General features: G+C 65.6%; 14 protein-coding genes. 3 read left to right on the top strand and 11 right to left on the bottom strand.

Annotated features, from left to right (window positions below; all coding sequences use genetic code 11):
- Positions 1 to 537, top strand: coding sequence for a transposase (locus tag EAG14_RS04505; RefSeq protein ID WP_121728189.1), 537 nt, complete (start codon positions 1 to 3; stop codon positions 535 to 537).
- A gap of 106 nt (positions 538 to 643) precedes the next feature.
- On the opposite strand, the gene EAG14_RS04500 is transcribed toward EAG14_RS04505, so the two are convergent.
- The 11 genes from EAG14_RS04500 to EAG14_RS04450 all read right to left on the bottom strand — a co-directional run bounded on the left by EAG14_RS04500 (position 644) and on the right by EAG14_RS04450 (position 12,822).
- Positions 644 to 1,636 carry a 2-dehydropantoate 2-reductase gene (locus EAG14_RS04500; RefSeq protein ID WP_121728188.1) on the bottom strand — a complete coding sequence of 331 codons (993 nt, stop codon included), beginning with the start codon at positions 1,634 to 1,636 and terminating at the stop codon, positions 644 to 646.
- 192 nt (positions 1,637 to 1,828) lie between these two features.
- Positions 1,829 to 3,184 (bottom strand): ATP-binding protein, encoded by a 1,356-nt coding sequence (locus tag EAG14_RS04495; protein WP_121728187.1) that lies wholly within the window; start codon positions 3,182 to 3,184, stop codon positions 1,829 to 1,831.
- A complete protein-coding gene (locus EAG14_RS04490; RefSeq protein WP_121730296.1) occupies positions 3,184 to 3,843 on the bottom strand; it encodes a response regulator transcription factor in 660 nt (219 codons plus the stop codon). Before EAG14_RS04490 ends, EAG14_RS04495 begins: the two co-directional genes overlap by 1 nt.
- Positions 3,844 to 4,102: 259 nt before the next feature.
- Entirely contained in the window at positions 4,103 to 5,623 is a 1,521-nt protein-coding gene (locus tag EAG14_RS04485; protein ID WP_121728186.1) for a DegQ family serine endoprotease, read from the bottom strand.
- Between the two features lie 204 nt (positions 5,624 to 5,827).
- Positions 5,828 to 6,928 (bottom strand): aldose epimerase family protein, encoded by a 1,101-nt coding sequence (locus EAG14_RS04480; protein WP_121728185.1) that lies wholly within the window; start codon positions 6,926 to 6,928, stop codon positions 5,828 to 5,830.
- A gap of 9 nt (positions 6,929 to 6,937) precedes the next feature.
- Complete coding sequence (locus EAG14_RS04475) at positions 6,938 to 7,885, bottom strand: DMT family transporter (protein ID WP_121730295.1); 948 nt, start codon at positions 7,883 to 7,885, stop codon at positions 6,938 to 6,940.
- Positions 7,886 to 8,026: 141 nt separating this feature from the next.
- On the bottom strand, positions 8,027 to 9,316 hold the full coding sequence (locus EAG14_RS04470; protein WP_099656461.1) for a TRAP transporter large permease: 1,290 nt from the start codon (positions 9,314 to 9,316) through the stop codon (positions 8,027 to 8,029).
- A 218-nt stretch (positions 9,317 to 9,534) separates the two neighbouring features.
- Positions 9,535 to 10,032: a TRAP transporter small permease gene (locus EAG14_RS04465; protein ID WP_099656462.1), complete on the bottom strand. Its 498-nt coding sequence runs from the start codon at positions 10,030 to 10,032 to the stop codon at positions 9,535 to 9,537.
- Between the two features lie 65 nt (positions 10,033 to 10,097).
- Positions 10,098 to 11,075: a TRAP transporter substrate-binding protein gene (locus EAG14_RS04460; RefSeq protein ID WP_099656463.1), complete on the bottom strand. Its 978-nt coding sequence runs from the start codon at positions 11,073 to 11,075 to the stop codon at positions 10,098 to 10,100.
- Positions 11,076 to 11,098: 23 nt separating this feature from the next.
- A complete protein-coding gene (locus EAG14_RS04455) occupies positions 11,099 to 12,007 on the bottom strand; it encodes an SMP-30/gluconolactonase/LRE family protein (RefSeq protein ID WP_121728184.1) in 909 nt (302 codons plus the stop codon).
- The gene (locus tag EAG14_RS04450; protein WP_121728183.1) at positions 12,004 to 12,822 is read right to left on the bottom strand and encodes an NAD(P)-dependent oxidoreductase; all 819 of its coding nucleotides are present in this window, start codon (positions 12,820 to 12,822) and stop codon (positions 12,004 to 12,006) included. The genes EAG14_RS04455 and EAG14_RS04450 overlap by 4 nt, the downstream gene beginning before the upstream one ends.
- 122 nt (positions 12,823 to 12,944) lie before the next feature.
- On the opposite strand from EAG14_RS04450, the gene EAG14_RS04445 reads away from it, so the two are divergent.
- Both EAG14_RS04445 and kdgD read left to right on the top strand, forming a co-directional pair.
- Positions 12,945 to 13,673, top strand: a complete 729-nt coding sequence (locus EAG14_RS04445; protein ID WP_121728182.1) for a FadR/GntR family transcriptional regulator — start codon at positions 12,945 to 12,947, stop codon at positions 13,671 to 13,673.
- A 169-nt stretch (positions 13,674 to 13,842) separates the two neighbouring features.
- On the top strand, positions 13,843 to 14,754 hold the full coding sequence (kdgD, locus tag EAG14_RS04440) for a 5-dehydro-4-deoxyglucarate dehydratase (protein WP_099656467.1): 912 nt from the start codon (positions 13,843 to 13,845) through the stop codon (positions 14,752 to 14,754).

The raw sequence follows: 14,754 nt of genomic DNA, 5'->3' as shown, positions 1-14,754 counted from the left end.
ATGCAATACCGCCGCGCCTTCAACCCGGGCGCCACCTATTTCTTCTCCGTCGTCACCCACCAGCGCCGCCCCCTGCTGCAATCCGAAGCCGCCGTCGAAGCCCTGCGCGCCGCCTTCCGCGCGGTGCGCGCATCGCGCCCTTTCTCCATCGATGCCATGGTGGTGCTGCCTGACCATGTGCATTGCCTCTGGACGCTGCCGCCAGACGATGCAGACTTTGCCACCCGCTGGCGGCTCATCAAGACTTGGTTCACCAAACATGGCCCTGTGCATCAACGCGGCGCAAAGGATGCAGCCCGCGCCGCCAAGCAGGAGCAGGCCGTGTGGCAACACCGCTATTGGGAGCACCGGGTTCGCGACGAAGACGACTACGCCCGCCATGTGGATTACATCCACTACAACCCGGTGAAGCACGGCTGGGCTAAGTCAGCATCGGAGTGGCCGTATTCGAGTTTTCGGCGCTATGTGGCGGCGGAGATTTACCCAGCCGACTGGGGGCAAGTGGCGCCGGACCTGGAGGGAGTCGGGCGGGAGTGAAGGGCGTGCGTCGGGTTACGCCTTGCAGGCTAACCCGACCTACGGGTAACTACAGTGCCTCATCGTAGGTCGGGTTAGCGCAGTGTAACCCGACAAAGCACCGCACCTACACCCCCAACATCATCCGCATCTCCGCACCAGACAGGCGCAACCTCGGCCCGCTCAGCAACGCGCACATCCGCACACTCAACGGCGCCGCCATGCCCTGCTGGGCAGCCAAGTGCACCACGGCGCCGCACAGGGCGTCGATTTCTGTCACCCGCCCGGCCTCCAGGTCGTCCCACATGGATGAGCGGGCGGTGGCGTCGATCTGCAGCATGCGCCGGGCCACCCGGGTGAACAGCCAATTGGGCAGGCGCAGCACGTGGGGCAACAGGGTGGGCGACACGGCCGTGAGCTGGGCGGGGGCGATGCCCGCCTGGGCCATCACGTGCAAGGCCTCGTTTTGCAGCGCGGCCAAGACACGGCGGCAGTGGCGGTCCAGCAGCTCCTCTCGCAGGGGCAGGTCGGACAGCGCATTGACCGGGTTGTTCAGATTGAGCAGCAGCTTGCCCCACTGCACGGCGCAGATGTCGGGCGGCAGCACGGTGGCCAAGCCTGCGGCGTTGAAGACCGGGGCAATGCGCTCGGTGATGGCGTCGCGCTGCCACTGCATGGGGCCTGCGGTGGCGCGGTGCACATGGGCGCCGCGCAGCACCACGTTGTAGGGCACCATGCCTGCCAGTACCGTCAAGCACGGCGCCAGGGCGGCAATGCTGGCGACGTTGTCCACGCCGTTTTGCAGCGAGAGGACGGGGGTGCCTGGTGCGCAAGCCACCGCCAGTTCGCGCGCGGCCGATGCCGTGGCGCCGCTTTTGACGCACAGCAGGATGACACTGTCGGCCCCGGGCGAGGCATCGGCCAGCGTGTGCACCCGCGCCAAAGCGGCTGCGGGCACCTGGCGGTCAAAGCCGTCGAGGTCGCTCACCCGCAGGCCGTGCGCCTGCAGCGGCGCCAGCGCGTGGGGGCGCCCCACCAGGCAAACAGATTGGCCGTGGGCCGCTAGGCGCCCGCCCACATAACAACCAATGGCGCCTGCGCCCAGAACGATGAAGTGCATGGTGTGAGACTTACCTGAAATACCGCAGGGCCTGCGTGCCGTGCAAGGCCCTGGTGAACGCGGTGTGGGCATTGTGCGGGCCCAGCCAGGCGCCGTCTGGCGCCCAGGCGACGCTGGGTCATCGCGCAGGCCCATTTCAGGTTTCTAAGTTTTTTGGCACCCAGCGCTTATCCATCCAGCGCAAGCAGCTATCTATTTGATAGCAAATTGCACCACCACCATCAGCCCACCCAAACGCTCGGACGCACCCAGCGCCACCGTGGCGCCGTGCCTTTGGGCGATGGCCTGCACGATGGCCAGGCCCAGGCCGCTGCCGGGGGCGCTGTCCGGGTTGCTGTCGGCGGTTACGCGCACAAAGCGCTGCATGGCGCGCTCGCGGTGCTCGGGCGCAATGCCGGGGCCGCTGTCTTCCACCGTCAGCACGGTATGGCCGCCCTGTGCACGCACCTGCACATCCACCTGGCCGCCCGGCGGCGTGTATTTGATGGCGTTGTCGAGCAGGTTGCGCACCAGCATGCGCAGCGCCTCGGCGTTGCCGGGCAGCGTGGCGGCATCAGACTCGAGCAGGCCCACGTCCATAACGCGCGCCTGCGCGGCAGGGGCCACGTCGGCCAGAGCCAGTTGGGCTAGGGCGCGCAGGTCCACGGGTTCGGCGGGTGCGCTGCCAGATTCCTGGCGGGCCAGGGTCAGCAGTTGCTCCACCAGCCGGGTGGCCCGGTCAATGCCTGCGGACAAGCGCTCGGCGGCAGCGGAGCGGGCAGCGTCGTCACCTGCACGCTGCAGGCCTTGCAGTTGCAGGCGCAGCGCGGCCAGGGGCGATCGCAGCTCGTGCGCGGCATCGGCCACAAAGTGCTGCTGGGCCTCAAAGGCGCGCTGCACGCGCTCGAACAGCAAATTCAGCTCGCCCACCAGCGGCTGCACTTCATCGGGCAGGGCAGCGTCGTTCACGGGCGAGAGGTCGTCGGCCTGCCGCCGAGCGAGCTGGCGGCGCACACGCTCCACCGGGGCCAGAGACCGGCTCACGCCCCACCACACGGCCAGCACCAGCAGCGGCGCCATGAGGGCCAGGGGCGCCAGCGTGCGCAGCGCCAGGCTGCGGGCCATGCCCTGGCGCGCGGCCATGTTCTGCGCCACCTGAATGACCTGCGAGCGCGTCTGCATCGAAAACACGCGGTAGGTGCCGCCCCGCGCCTTCACATCGGTAAAGCCCAGCACCGCGATTTGCGGCAACGCTGCGCCCACGGCCGATTCAAAAATGCGCAAGCCCTCGTTGGTCCACACCTGCACGATGAATTCGTGGTTCTCGTCCTCCGGGTCCAGCCCCGGGCCCAGGCCTTGCGCATCCACTGGCAGGCCCGAGCGCAGGGCCAGCGCGGTTTGCTGCATGTGGTAGTCGAACAGCGCGTCGGCCTCGGCCAGCGCCGCCCGGTAGGCCAGCGCCCCCTGCACCGCCCCGGCCAGCACGATGGCAGCGAGCAAGAACACCAGCAGCTGCATGCGCAGGGAGCGCGGTAGTAAGCCCCGCAAAGCGTCGGAGAGCTTGCCCATCACATCTTCGGTACCAGATAGCCGACGCCGCGCACATTCAGCACCAGCTCAGCCCCCAGCTTTTTGCGCAGGCCATGGATGTAGACCTCCACCGCGTTGCTGCTGACCTCGTCGCCCCAGCCGTAGAGCTTGTCTTCGAGCTGCTGGCGCGACAGCACCATGCCGGGGCGGGCGATGAGTGGCTCCAGCACCGCCCATTCGCGGCCCGACAGCACCACGGGTGCGCCCTGCACGGTCACCTCGCGGGTGGCGGGATTGATGCACACGCCCTGGTGCTCGTACACCGGCTCGGCCCGGCCCGCCGCGCGGCGCAGCAGGGCGCGGATGCGGGCCAGCAGCTCGTCCAGGTCGTAGGGCTTGAGCACGTAGTCGTCGGCACCAGCGTCCAGCCCTTCGATGCGTTGGGCCACGGCGTCGCGGGCCGTGGCCACCAGCACAGGGGTGCGGATTTTGCGGGCGCGCAGGTCACGCAGCACCGCCAGGCCGTCGCGCTTGGGCAGCCCCAGGTCCAGCATGACCAGGTCATAGGCCTGGGTGCGCAGGGCGGTGTCGGCGGCGTCGCCATCGCGCACCCAGTCCACCGCGTACTGTTCGACGCGCAGCAGGTCTTGCACGGCTTCGCCGATCATGGGGTCGTCTTCAACGAGTAGCAATCGCATGGTGGGCAAGCATAGCGAATGGTGGGGTGTCGAGGCTGTGCCCTGGCTTCGACAGGCGCAGCCCGAACGGGCGGGGGAGTGACGGGGGCTGGGAGCACGGAACCTGGCATTCAGCTGATCGATTCAGCCAATCTATTCACCCCCACCCGTTCACACTGAGCTTGTCGAAGTGCCGCCGTAACCAGTTCCCGGCTTCAACAGGCTCAACCCACGCGGGTCGGGGTCAAGGCAGATTGCACGGCCCCGCCCTCTTTGCCGCTTACCCCAGCCGCACCGGCACAAAGATCTTGTCGCCGTCGCGCTCAATGAGCAGCGCCACCGACTTGCCCGCCTTGGCCATGGCGGCGCGCACCTGGGCGATGTCTTTGACTGCGGCACCGTTGATCGCCAACAGCACATCGCCCGGCTGCACACCGGCGGCAGCGGCAGGGCCGCGGGCTTGCTCGATCACCAGGCCGTCCACGCCGCCCCCATCGCCCAGGCTCCGGCGCTCTTGCGGGTCCAGCGGGCGCAGCGCCAGGCCCAGCTGGCCTTTGCCCACGGCGTCTTCCGCGTTGGCCTGCTTTTTGGTCTTGTCGCTGGCATCGCCCAGGGTGGCGGTCAGCTCCACCGGCTTGCCTTTGCGCCACACCGACAAGCGGGCCTGTTGGCCGGGCTGGGCCTGCCCCACCCAGGCGGGCAGGTCGCCCGAGGCCACGATGGGCTGGCCGTCCACCTGGCGGATCACATCGCCCGGCTCCAGCCCGGCCTTGTCGGCCGCGCTGCCTTTGCTGACGCTGGCCACTAACGCGCCCTCAGGCTTGTCGAGCCCGAACGACTCGGCAAACGCCTGGTTGACCTCTTGTACGGCCACGCCCAGTTGCGCGTGGCGCACCTTGCCGGTGGCAACGATCTGGTCTTTGATCTTTGCGGCCAGCTCGATGGGGATGGAGAACGACACACCCTGGTAGCCACCCGAGCGGCTGTAGATTTGCGAGTTGATGCCCACCACCTCGCCGCGCGCATTGAACAGCGGGCCACCCGAGTTGCCAGGGTTCACCGCCACGTCGGTCTGGATGAAGGGCACTAGGCTGTCGTCGGGCAGCGAGCGGCCCTTGGCGCTGACCACGCCCGCCGTCACGCTGTTTTCAAAGCCGAAGGGCGAACCGATGGCCAGCACCCATTCGCCCACCTGCAAATCCCGCGTGCTGCCCAGGCGCACGGTGGGCAGGTCCTTGGCGTCGATCTTGAGCACGGCCACATCGGTCTTGGGGTCTGAGCCCAGCACCTTGGCGCGGAACTCGCGCCGGTCGGTGAGTTTGACGATGACCTCACTGGCGCCCTTGACCACATGGGCGTTGGTCAGCACCAGCCCGTCGGCGCTGACGATGAAGCCCGAGCCCTGGCCGTGCGTGGGCACATTGCGCTGGCCCTGCGCGCCCGCGCCCGGAATGCCGAACTGGCGGAAGAATTCGTAGAACGGATCGTTCGGATCGAGCTGCGGGCCCCGGCGCGATGCGGGCTGGCCGTCGTCGTCATCGTCTTCGGCCAGGGCGGCTTTGGTGGAGCCCGTCACGCTGATGTTGACCACGGCGGGCCCGTTTTGCGCGGTGATTTGCGCAAAGCTGGGCAATGCGATGCCGCTGGCCGGTGCGGCTTGCAAGGCTGCGGGGGCGGTGATGGCTGGCGTGCTGGCCTGCGCCCGGTACCCCATGAGGAGCCCCGCACCCGTGCCGCCCAGAGCCCCAGCGGCCACCAGGGCCAGGATGAGTCGGCGGGGTGTGCTTGCGATGGAGTTCATGGTCTGCCTTTCCTATCAGGGTTGCGATGGAAGGCAGTGTGGGCAGGGACACTTAGACGAAACTTAGGCGGCGAGAGCGTGCCCTGCGCCAGCCCTAGCAAGAGCCAATTACTCCTATTTTTATAGCTGCTAGCGCTTATTCAGAAAGCGCTAGAGGCCAAAAAGACTGAAAACCCGGTCTCTACAAGCCGCTGAGGCAGCCCATCACCCCGTGAACCGGTAGACGATGGCGCCCCGCACCACGTCACCCGGCAGCCACCACTGCACCGGGAAGGCGGGGTGGTTGGGCGCGTCGGGGTATTCCATGGGCTCCAGGCAGATACCGTCGCCCGGCTGCCACAGCCAGTTGCCCTGCCCTGGCCCACGCCCCAGGTCGCGGGCGGGGTCGGCCTTGAGGCCATGGCCTGCATACACCTGCACACCGGGGGCCGTGCTCCAGACCTGCAGGGCCCGGCCCGAGGCGGGGTCGGCCAGCTGCGCGGCCAGGCGCAGCCCAGGGGTGGCAGCGGGGGCTAAGGACACTGAGGCGGCATCGTCCAGCACCAGGTAATGGTCCAGGCCACCGGCCCGTGCCAGTTGCTCGTGAGGCAGCGCGGTGGCATCGGCCACGCTGCAGGGCTGGCGAAAATCGAACGGCGTGCCCTGCACCGATTCGAGGGTGCCCGTGGGGCACACATCGGGCGCCAGCGGCACGTAGCGGCTGGCAGGCAGCTGCAGCGTGTGGCCCAGGGTGCTGCCCGCGCCCGCCAGGTTGAAGAAGGCGTGGCCCGTGGGGTTGAACACCGTGGGGGCATCGGCCACTTCGGCCATCCAATCCATGTGCAGCGCGTTGTCGGGGGTGACCTGCAGGTGCAGCGTCAGTCGCACGGTGCCGGGCACGGCGTCGTCTTCGGTGCGGAAGGTGTGGGTCAACACCATGGCGTCGGCCTGCACTTCGGTCACGCCAAACACCTGAAAGCGGCTGCCCAACGGCCCACCATGGTGGTGGTGCGGGCCGCTGTTGGTGGGCAACTGCAGGGTGCAGCCACCGGGCACATGCAGCTGCCCCGCGCGCAGGCGCCCCGCCCAGCGGCCAATGAAGGCGCCCATGGAGAGCTGTCCATCGAGGTAGCCCTGCAGGTTGTCGTAACCCAAGGCCACGTCCACCAGGCCGCCCTGCCCGTCTGGCACGGCCACTTGCACCAGGCGCGCGCCGTAGTTGCTCACCGCCACCTGCAGGCCACCCGCACCGCGCAGGGTGAACAGGTCGGTGCGCTGGCCGTGCAGCTCTTGTTGAAACGCGTCGCGTGAAAGTGTGTAAGCCATGTGCCAATTTTATTTGGCTGGCGCAGAGGGTGCCTTGGGGGCCGGGGCATCGCGCGTCACGAGCCAGATGCCCGCACACACCAGCACCAGAGCGAGCAGGTTCTTCCACTCCAGCAGCGCCTCGCCCAAGAAGATGGCCGACAGCACCGCCCCAAACACCGGCACGGAAAAGTTGAACACGGTGACCTGGCTGACCCGGTTGTGCTTGAGCAGCAAGCTCCACAGCGAAAACGCGGCCGACGACAGCAGCGCCAGGTACACCAGCAGCAGGGTGGATTGCCAGGTGAAGCCGATGAGCGAGCCCCCAAAGCCCCAGCCAATGGCCAGCAGCGCCGCACCGCCCAGGGCCAGTTGCCAGCCGGTCATGACCATCGAATCCATGCGCTGCGACACCTGCTTGCCGTAGATGCTGGCAGCGGCCAGCACCAGGGCGGCAATGACCACAAAGCCTTCGCCCAGCAGGGTGAAGTCCATGTCCAGCGTGCCGCGCCCCAGGTTGACCACCATCACCCCCGCAAAGCCCACCACGCAGCCCCAGATCTTGGCGTGGCTCAAACGGTCGTTGTGATAGATCCAGTGCGCCAGCAGCACGCTAAAAAAAGTGCCCGTGGCGTTCATGATGGAGCCCTTGACCCCGGTGGTGTAGGCCAGCCCCACGTAGAAGAACACGTACTGCAGCGTGGTCTGCGCCAGCCCCAGCACCACCAGCTGGCGCGCGGCACCCGCACCCAGCCCCCACACCTGGCGGCGCGTGGCCAGTGCCAGGGCCAGCAGGGCCAGCCCCGCCCACAGAAAGCGCCAGCCCGCAAACACCAGTTTGGTGGGCACATCGTGGGCGGCAATCCCAAACCATTCATAGCCCGTCTTGATGGCCGGGTAGGAGCTGCCCCACAGCAGGCAGCACAGCAGCGCCAGGGCCACAACGGTTTTTCGGTCAGAAAAGCGGGAGATTCCCATGCAACGGTCTTTCATCCAAATTCGCTGCGCCAACCCGCCGCAGCAAAGAAAACAACAACACGAGGCCGCCCCAAGGAAAAAACGGGCGGGAGCGCTAGGCACCCGCCCGTTAAGGCCTTGCGGCTTCTCCTCAGCAAACCATCAGCCGGTCTTCAAGATCAGGTTGGGCAACCACATCGAGAACGAAGGCACATAGGTGACCAGGCCCAGCGCCACGATGAGTGCGCCATAGAAGGGCCAGATGGTCTTCATCACCGAGCCCACCGAGATGCCGCCAATGGTGCAACCGATGAACTGCGTGGTGCCTACGGGGGGCGTGTTCAGACCCAGCGCGCAATTGATCAGCATGACGATGCCGAACTGCTCGGTGGTCATCCCGAACTGCTGGCAGATGGGCAAGAAAATGGGCGTGCAGATCAGGATGGTGGCCGCCATGTCCAGGAAGGTGCCCAGGATGAAAAGGATCACGTTCACGGACAGGAAAATCACCCACGGTGTGGTGCTGAAAGAGCGCAGGGCCTCGGCCGTCAACTCGGCCACACCATACAGGCCAATCAGGTAGCCGAACATGGACGAGATGCCGATCAGCAGCAGCACGGTGCCCGTGGTCTTGACGGCCTTGGAGGCGGCCTTGAGGAACTGTTCACGCGTCAGGCGGCGGTACACCACCGCCGACAGGAACAAGGCCCACACCACCGCCACCGAGGCCGACTCGGTGGCCGTGAAGGCCCCCGACAAAATGCCCGCAATGATGATGACCACCACGGCCAGGCCGGGCACCGACGCCTTGAACGAAATCCAAACGATCGCCCAGCCAGGGAAGGTGCCAGCGGGGTAGCCGCGCTTCACAGCCACCAGGTAGGCAGCCAACAGGTTACACACGGTGAGCAGCACAGCGGGCACGATGCCTGCCAGGATCAGCGCGGCAATGCTCACCTTGCCCCCTGCGGCCAGCGCAAAGATGATGAGGTTGTGCGAGGTGGGCATGAGCGCGCCCACCAGCGAGGCGTGCGTGGTCACGTTCACCGCGTAGTCAGCGTGGTAGCCCTCTTTCTTCATCTGCGGGATGAGCACGGCGCCCATGGCCGACACGTCGGCCACGGGCGAGCCCGAGACACCGCCAAACAGCGTGCAAGCCAGCACATTGCTCATGCCCAGGCCGCCGCGCACATGGCCGGCCACGCTCTTGGCAAAGTCCACGATCTTGTCGGCAATGCCGCCATACATCATGATTTCGCCCGCAAAGATGAAGAACGGGATGGCCAGGAACGAGAACGGGTTCATGCCCGAAATCATTTGCTGGAAGCCCACCGCCAGGGGCAGGCCCTCGTACAGGATGGTGGCCAGTGAGGACAGGCCAATCGAAAACGCCACGGGCACGCCCAGCAGCAACAGCAGCGTGAAGCTCACGCACAGAATGGTCAACGCCATGATGGTGGAATCTTTATTGGGACGTTAAAGGGCAAAGGGATGTATGCAGGGACCGCTTCGGTCGTTCATGACACGGCACATGAAACGGGCTGGACCCGGGCCAGGGCAGCCGAGCCAGGGCCGCCCCGCAGCGAGGGATGCGTCCCTCTGCCCGCATGGCACCGCCATGCGAGAGCGGGGGGATGCGCCGCAGGCGCTCAGGGGGGTGTTGTTTCATCTCAGTGCCAGGCAGGCTCGACCTCGGTGCCGCGCACCAGGGCAATGATGTGCTCCAGCGAGAACAGCGCCACCAGCACACCGGCAAACGCGGGCGGTACGTACTTGAACGCCTCAGAGATGCCCAGGGTGGGGATCTTGTAGTCCATGACGGATTCGGCCAGCACGCCGCAATTCCAGGCCATCACCACGCCAAAGACGAGCACCAGCACGTGGATCAGGATTTCCATCTTCAGGCGCAGCCATTCGGGCGCCAGCACCAAAAAGGACTCCAGGCCGATGTGGCCTGCATCGCGCACACCCACGGCCATGCCCAGCATGGTGACGTACAGCACCAGCAGCACTGCGCCGCTTTCTGCCCAGGTGGGGGTGTCGTTGAAGATGTAGCGGCCAATGACCTGGTAGAGCACCGCAAACACCAGCAACACCATGCCAGCGACGCCGACCTTCAGGCAGGTGCGGGCAATGAAGGCGCACAGTCGCGTGTAGAGATTGAACATACGAGTGATTTCAAAAATGGCTGCGGAGACACCCCCGCAGCCCACTTGCAGACCCTTGCGGGCGTTTACTTCACAGCCTCAATGCGCTTGACCATGTCTTGCAGCTTGGGGTCCTTCAGGAACTTGTCGTACACGGGCTTCATGGCCGTCTTGAAGGGGGTCTTGTCCACTTCGATGATTTCAGCGCCACCGGCCTTGACGATGGCCAGCGACTTCTCTTCACGCTCGTCCCACAGCTTGCGCATGTAGATCACGGATTCCTTGGCGGCAGCGCGGATGGCCTTTTGCTCATCGGCGCTGAGCTTGTCCCACACGCGCTTGGAGAACAGCAGGATCTCGGGCGCCATCGAGTGCTCGGTCTTGTTGAAGTACTTGGCCACTTCGAAGTGGCGCGAGCTTTCGTAGCTGGGGTAGTTGTTTTCCGCAGCGTCCACCAGGCCGGTCTTGAGCGCGGTGTACACCTCGCCAAACGGCATGGGGGTGGCGTTGGCGCCCATGGCTTCGAGCAGCGAGACCCACAGGTCGCTTTGCTGCACGCGCACTTTCATGCCCTTGACGTCGGCCAGGGTCTTCACAGGCTTCTTGGCCGTGTAGATGGAGCGCGCGCCGCTGTCGTAAAACGCCAGGCCCACAAAGCCTTGGGATTCGCAGTCTTTCAGAATCTCATCGCCAATGGCACCGTCCAGCACCTTGCGCATGTGTTCCTTGTCGCGGAACAGGAAGGGCATGGTGGGCACCATGGTAGCGGGGCAGATGTTGTTCATCGGTGCCACGTTCACCCGCGTCATGGCGATGGCGCCCAGCTTGGTTTGTTCGATGGTGTCTTTTTCGATGCCCAGAGCGCCCTTGGAGAACACCTTGATGGAATGCTTGCCGCCTGTGGCCTTGGCCAGCTCTTCACCCATGTGGCGCACGGCCAGCACGGTGGGGTAGTCATCGGGGTGGATGTCGGAGGAACGGAACTCGGTGGCTTGCGCAGCCAGGCTGCCCAGCGCAATGCCGATGGCTACGGTGACGCGGCCCAACAGGTGTGGAAATTTCATGCTTGTCTCCTTGGGTAACGGGGTCATTGCCCCGATGTGGTCGATGAAAAAGGGGTTTCGGGCAGTCCGCAGACACCAGGGCGGGTGACGAACACCGCACCGCCATGGGCCACGTCGTCGCCCACGGGCTGGCCGGGGCGGATGGAGGTGATGAAGAGCTGGTCCAGGTTGGGGCCACCAAAGCTGCACATGGAGGGCTTGCTGGCTGGCACGCGGATGGAGCGGTCCAGACGGCCATCGGGCGTGAAGCGGTGCACCAGGCCTGCGTCGTTGGCGCAGATCCAGTAGCCGCCCTCGGCGTCCACGGCCGCGCCATCGGGGCGGCCGGGCAGGTCTGTCATATCCGCAAACAGGCGGCGCTCGCCCACCGATCCGTCGTCGTGCAACGGCAGCGTCCAGATTTTTTGCACCGTGGGGTGGCTGTCGCTCAGGTACATGGTGCGGCCATCGGGGCTGAAGCCCAGGCCGTTTTGCGTGACCAGCCCCTGCACCAGCGGGGCTGAGAGCCCGGCGGCATCGGTGCGGTACAGGCCGCCCGCAGGCCGGGCCAGCGACATGTCGCGCACCATGGTGCCCGCCCAGAAGCGGCCCTGGCGGTCGCAGCGCCCGTCGTTAAAGCGCATGCCAGGCTCAGGGTGGTGCACCATGGCCAGCAGCGTGCAATCGAGCAAGCCGGCAGCGCCGGGGCGCACATGGAACACGCCCGTTTCCATGCCGGCAATCAAGCCACCCTTGGCGTGCAGGGCCACGCAGGCAATGCGCTCTGGCGCAGCCCAGCTCGTGAGCTGGCCATCGGCCATGGACCAGCGGCGCAAGGCCGGGGCTTCAATGTCCACCCAGTACAGGGCTTGCTCGGCCACGCTCCAGACCGGGCTTTCGCCCACGGCATCCAGGTGGCCGGGCAGCAGGATGTCAACGGTAGGCTGCGTCATTCGAAAGGCCCCGTGCGCACGAAGGGGCCACCCTGGAAGATGACGGCCGGGTCGCTCATGTCAGGGGTGGGGTCTGCCGCTTCGATCTTGGCGCGGAAGGGCTCGGTGCTGTCTTGCGGGCGGTAGCCAATGTGGCGCGCAAAGGTGTTGTCCCACCAGGTGGTGGTGTTGTCGCCCATGCCGTAGATGATGCTGTGGCCCACCACGGGGGCCGTGAGGCTGGCCACCACCAGGCGCTCCAGGTCGTCGTAGCTCATCCAGGTGGCCAGCATGCGGCGGTTGCGCGGCTCAGGGAAGGACGAGCCAATGCGCAGGCACACGGTCTCGATGCCGTAGCGGTCAAAGTAAAAGCGCGACAGGTCTTCGCCAAAGGCCTTGGACAGGCCATAGAGGCCGTCAGGGCGGGCGGGGTCTTTCAGGCCCACCACCTCGTCCTGGCGGTAAAAACCCGTGACATGGTTGGAGCTGGCAAACACGATGCGCTTGACACCCTGCTTGCGGGCCGCTTCGTACAGGTTGTAGGCCCCAATGATGTTGGCCTGCAAGATGGGCTCCCAGGGCTGCTCGGTCGACACGCCGCCCAGGTGCACCACGGTGTCCACGTCCTGCAGCAGCGCATGCACGGCGGCGGCGTCTTCGAGCTTGGCGGGGTGCAGTTCTTCTGCCGGCTGGGCGTCGCCCAGGTCGGCAATGTCAGACAGGCGCAACGTGGTGCAGTAGGCCTTCAGGCGGGTGCGCAGCTCGCGCCCCAAGCCACCGGCTGCGCCAGTGAGCAAGATACGGTTGAATCGGATCGACGTCGGGTGACTAGGCATGGCAATTCGGCAGGTTCTTGGTACAGTGACGCACTTGATAGGTTGAACGTCATCAGTTGTCGTACAACGAAATGCAATGTACTACGTAGTACCACGAATCCACATAGGGATAACACCGAGACATGAACACAGAACCCGCCCTTCGCCGCAAACCACGCACGTTGGCCCTGGAGCTGGTGGATTCCCTGGGCGACCGCATCCGTGATGGGCGTCTGGCTGTGGGCGACAAGCTGCCCACCGAGGCGGCCATCATGGCCGAGTTCGAAGTCAGCCGCACCGTGGTGCGCGAAGCCATTTCCAAGCTGCAGGCCTCGGGCCTGGTAGAGACGCGGCACGGCATTGGCACCTTTGTGCTGGGCATGGGGCAGAACCCTGGCTTCAAGATCACCCCCGAGCAATTCAGCACCCTTCGCGATGTGATTGCCGTGCTGGAGTTGCGCATCGGCCTGGAGACCGAAGCCGCCGCCCTGGCCGCCCTGCGCCGCACCGACGCCAACCTGAACACCATGCGCCAGGCCCTGAACGCTGTGGCACAGGCGGTGGACGAAGGGCGCGATGCCGTGGCAGCAGACTTTCAGTTCCACCTGGAGATTGCACGCGCCACCCAGAACAGCCACTTCACGGAATTGATGGGCTCGCTGGGCAGCATGATCATCCCGCGCGCACGGCTGGAAAGCGCCGACGACCAAAGCGACGAACGCCGCCAGTACCTTCGCCGCGTAAACGGTGAGCACGAAAATATTTTTGACGCCATCGTGGGCCAAGACCCGGATGCGGCCCGCGCCGCCATGCGCACCCACCTGGCCAATAGCCGCGAACGCCGACGCCGCGCACAGGCCGAAGCCAGCTGACGCCACAAAACATCGCCTTATCCGTATTAACCCGAACACTATTTTTGCGATTCATGTTGTACGATGACATACAACATGAATCCCTCATGTTCCTGAGACCAGGCCACTGAGCCGCTGTTCTTAGCTGGTAGCAGGAATTCCACCCTTTTCATTCCTACGGAGCCCGACCATGTCCCCTCAAGAACTCAAAAGCGTATTGCAAGCTGGCCTGCTGTCCTTCCCGCTGACCGACTTCGACAGCAACCTGCGCTTTGCCCCCAAGCCCTACGCTGACCGCCTGGAATGGCTGCAGCCCTACGGCGCTTCGGCCCTGTTCGCCGCAGGCGGCACAGGTGAGTTCTTCTCGCTGGAGCCAGGCGAGTACAGCGAGGTGATCAAGGTGGCTTTGGCCACGTGCAAGAACCGCACCCCCATCATCGCGGGCGCTGGCGGCGGCACCACTCTGGCCATTCAATATGCACAAGAAGCCGAGCGCCTGGGCGCCCAGGGCATTTTGCTGCTGCCCCACTACCTGACAGAAGCCAGCCAGGAAGGCCTGATTGCCCACGTGCAAGCCGTGTGCAAGAGCGTGAAGTTTGGCGTGGTGGTCTACAACCGTGGCGGCTGCCGCCTGACCCCAGCCAGCCTGCAAGTGCTGGCCGACACGTGCCCCAACCTGATCGGCTTCAAGGACGGCTTTGGCGACATCGAGAAGTTCGTCAGCATCCGCCAAACGCTGGGTGACCGCTTCGCCTACCTGGGCGGCCTGCCCACCGCCGAGCTGTTTGCCGGTGCCTACAAAGCCATGGGCTGCCCCGTGTACTCGTCGGCCGTGTTCAACTTCATCCCCAAGACGGCGATGGAGTTCTACAACGCCCACGCTGCTGGCGACACCGCCACCTGCGACCGCCTGATCCGCGACTTCTTCATCCCCTACATTGCCCTGCGCAACCAAGGTGAAGGCTACGCCGTGTCGATCGTGAAGGCTGGCGCCACCATCATCGGCCACAGCGCTGGCCCCGTGCGCCCACCGCTGTCCGACCTCAAGCCCGCTGAAGTCGAGCAACTGCGCGCACTGATGGCCCCCCTGGGCCCCCAGTAA

It is taken from the genome of Acidovorax sp. 1608163, assembly GCF_003669015.1.
GTDB lineage: Bacteria > Pseudomonadota > Gammaproteobacteria > Burkholderiales > Burkholderiaceae_C > Acidovorax.
This window is presented reverse-complemented; position numbering and strand designations above follow the sequence as displayed.

What these genes read in the sequence shown, in the direction of transcription:
- EAG14_RS04505 (WP_121728189.1), top strand. Translation starts at nt 1, where the DNA reads ATGCAATACCGCCGCGCCTTCAACCCGGGCGCCACCTATTTCTTCTCC.
- EAG14_RS04500 (WP_121728188.1), bottom strand. Translation starts at nt 1,636, where the DNA reads ATGCACTTCATCGTTCTGGGCGCAGGCGCCATTGGTTGTTATGTGGGC.
- EAG14_RS04495 (WP_121728187.1), bottom strand. Translation starts at nt 3,184, where the DNA reads ATGGGCAAGCTCTCCGACGCTTTGCGGGGCTTACTACCGCGCTCCCTG.
- EAG14_RS04490 (WP_121730296.1), bottom strand. Translation starts at nt 3,843, where the DNA reads ATGCGATTGCTACTCGTTGAAGACGACCCCATGATCGGCGAAGCCGTG.
- EAG14_RS04485 (WP_121728186.1), bottom strand. Translation starts at nt 5,623, where the DNA reads ATGAACTCCATCGCAAGCACACCCCGCCGACTCATCCTGGCCCTGGTG.
- EAG14_RS04480 (WP_121728185.1), bottom strand. Translation starts at nt 6,928, where the DNA reads ATGGCTTACACACTTTCACGCGACGCGTTTCAACAAGAGCTGCACGGC.
- EAG14_RS04475 (WP_121730295.1), bottom strand. Translation starts at nt 7,885, where the DNA reads ATGGGAATCTCCCGCTTTTCTGACCGAAAAACCGTTGTGGCCCTGGCG.
- EAG14_RS04470 (WP_099656461.1), bottom strand. Translation starts at nt 9,316, where the DNA reads ATGGCGTTGACCATTCTGTGCGTGAGCTTCACGCTGCTGTTGCTGCTG.
- EAG14_RS04465 (WP_099656462.1), bottom strand. Translation starts at nt 10,032, where the DNA reads ATGTTCAATCTCTACACGCGACTGTGCGCCTTCATTGCCCGCACCTGC.
- EAG14_RS04460 (WP_099656463.1), bottom strand. Translation starts at nt 11,075, where the DNA reads ATGAAATTTCCACACCTGTTGGGCCGCGTCACCGTAGCCATCGGCATT.
- EAG14_RS04455 (WP_121728184.1), bottom strand. Translation starts at nt 12,007, where the DNA reads ATGACGCAGCCTACCGTTGACATCCTGCTGCCCGGCCACCTGGATGCC.
- EAG14_RS04450 (WP_121728183.1), bottom strand. Translation starts at nt 12,822, where the DNA reads ATGCCTAGTCACCCGACGTCGATCCGATTCAACCGTATCTTGCTCACT.
- EAG14_RS04445 (WP_121728182.1), top strand. Translation starts at nt 12,945, where the DNA reads ATGAACACAGAACCCGCCCTTCGCCGCAAACCACGCACGTTGGCCCTG.
- kdgD (WP_099656467.1), top strand. Translation starts at nt 13,843, where the DNA reads ATGTCCCCTCAAGAACTCAAAAGCGTATTGCAAGCTGGCCTGCTGTCC.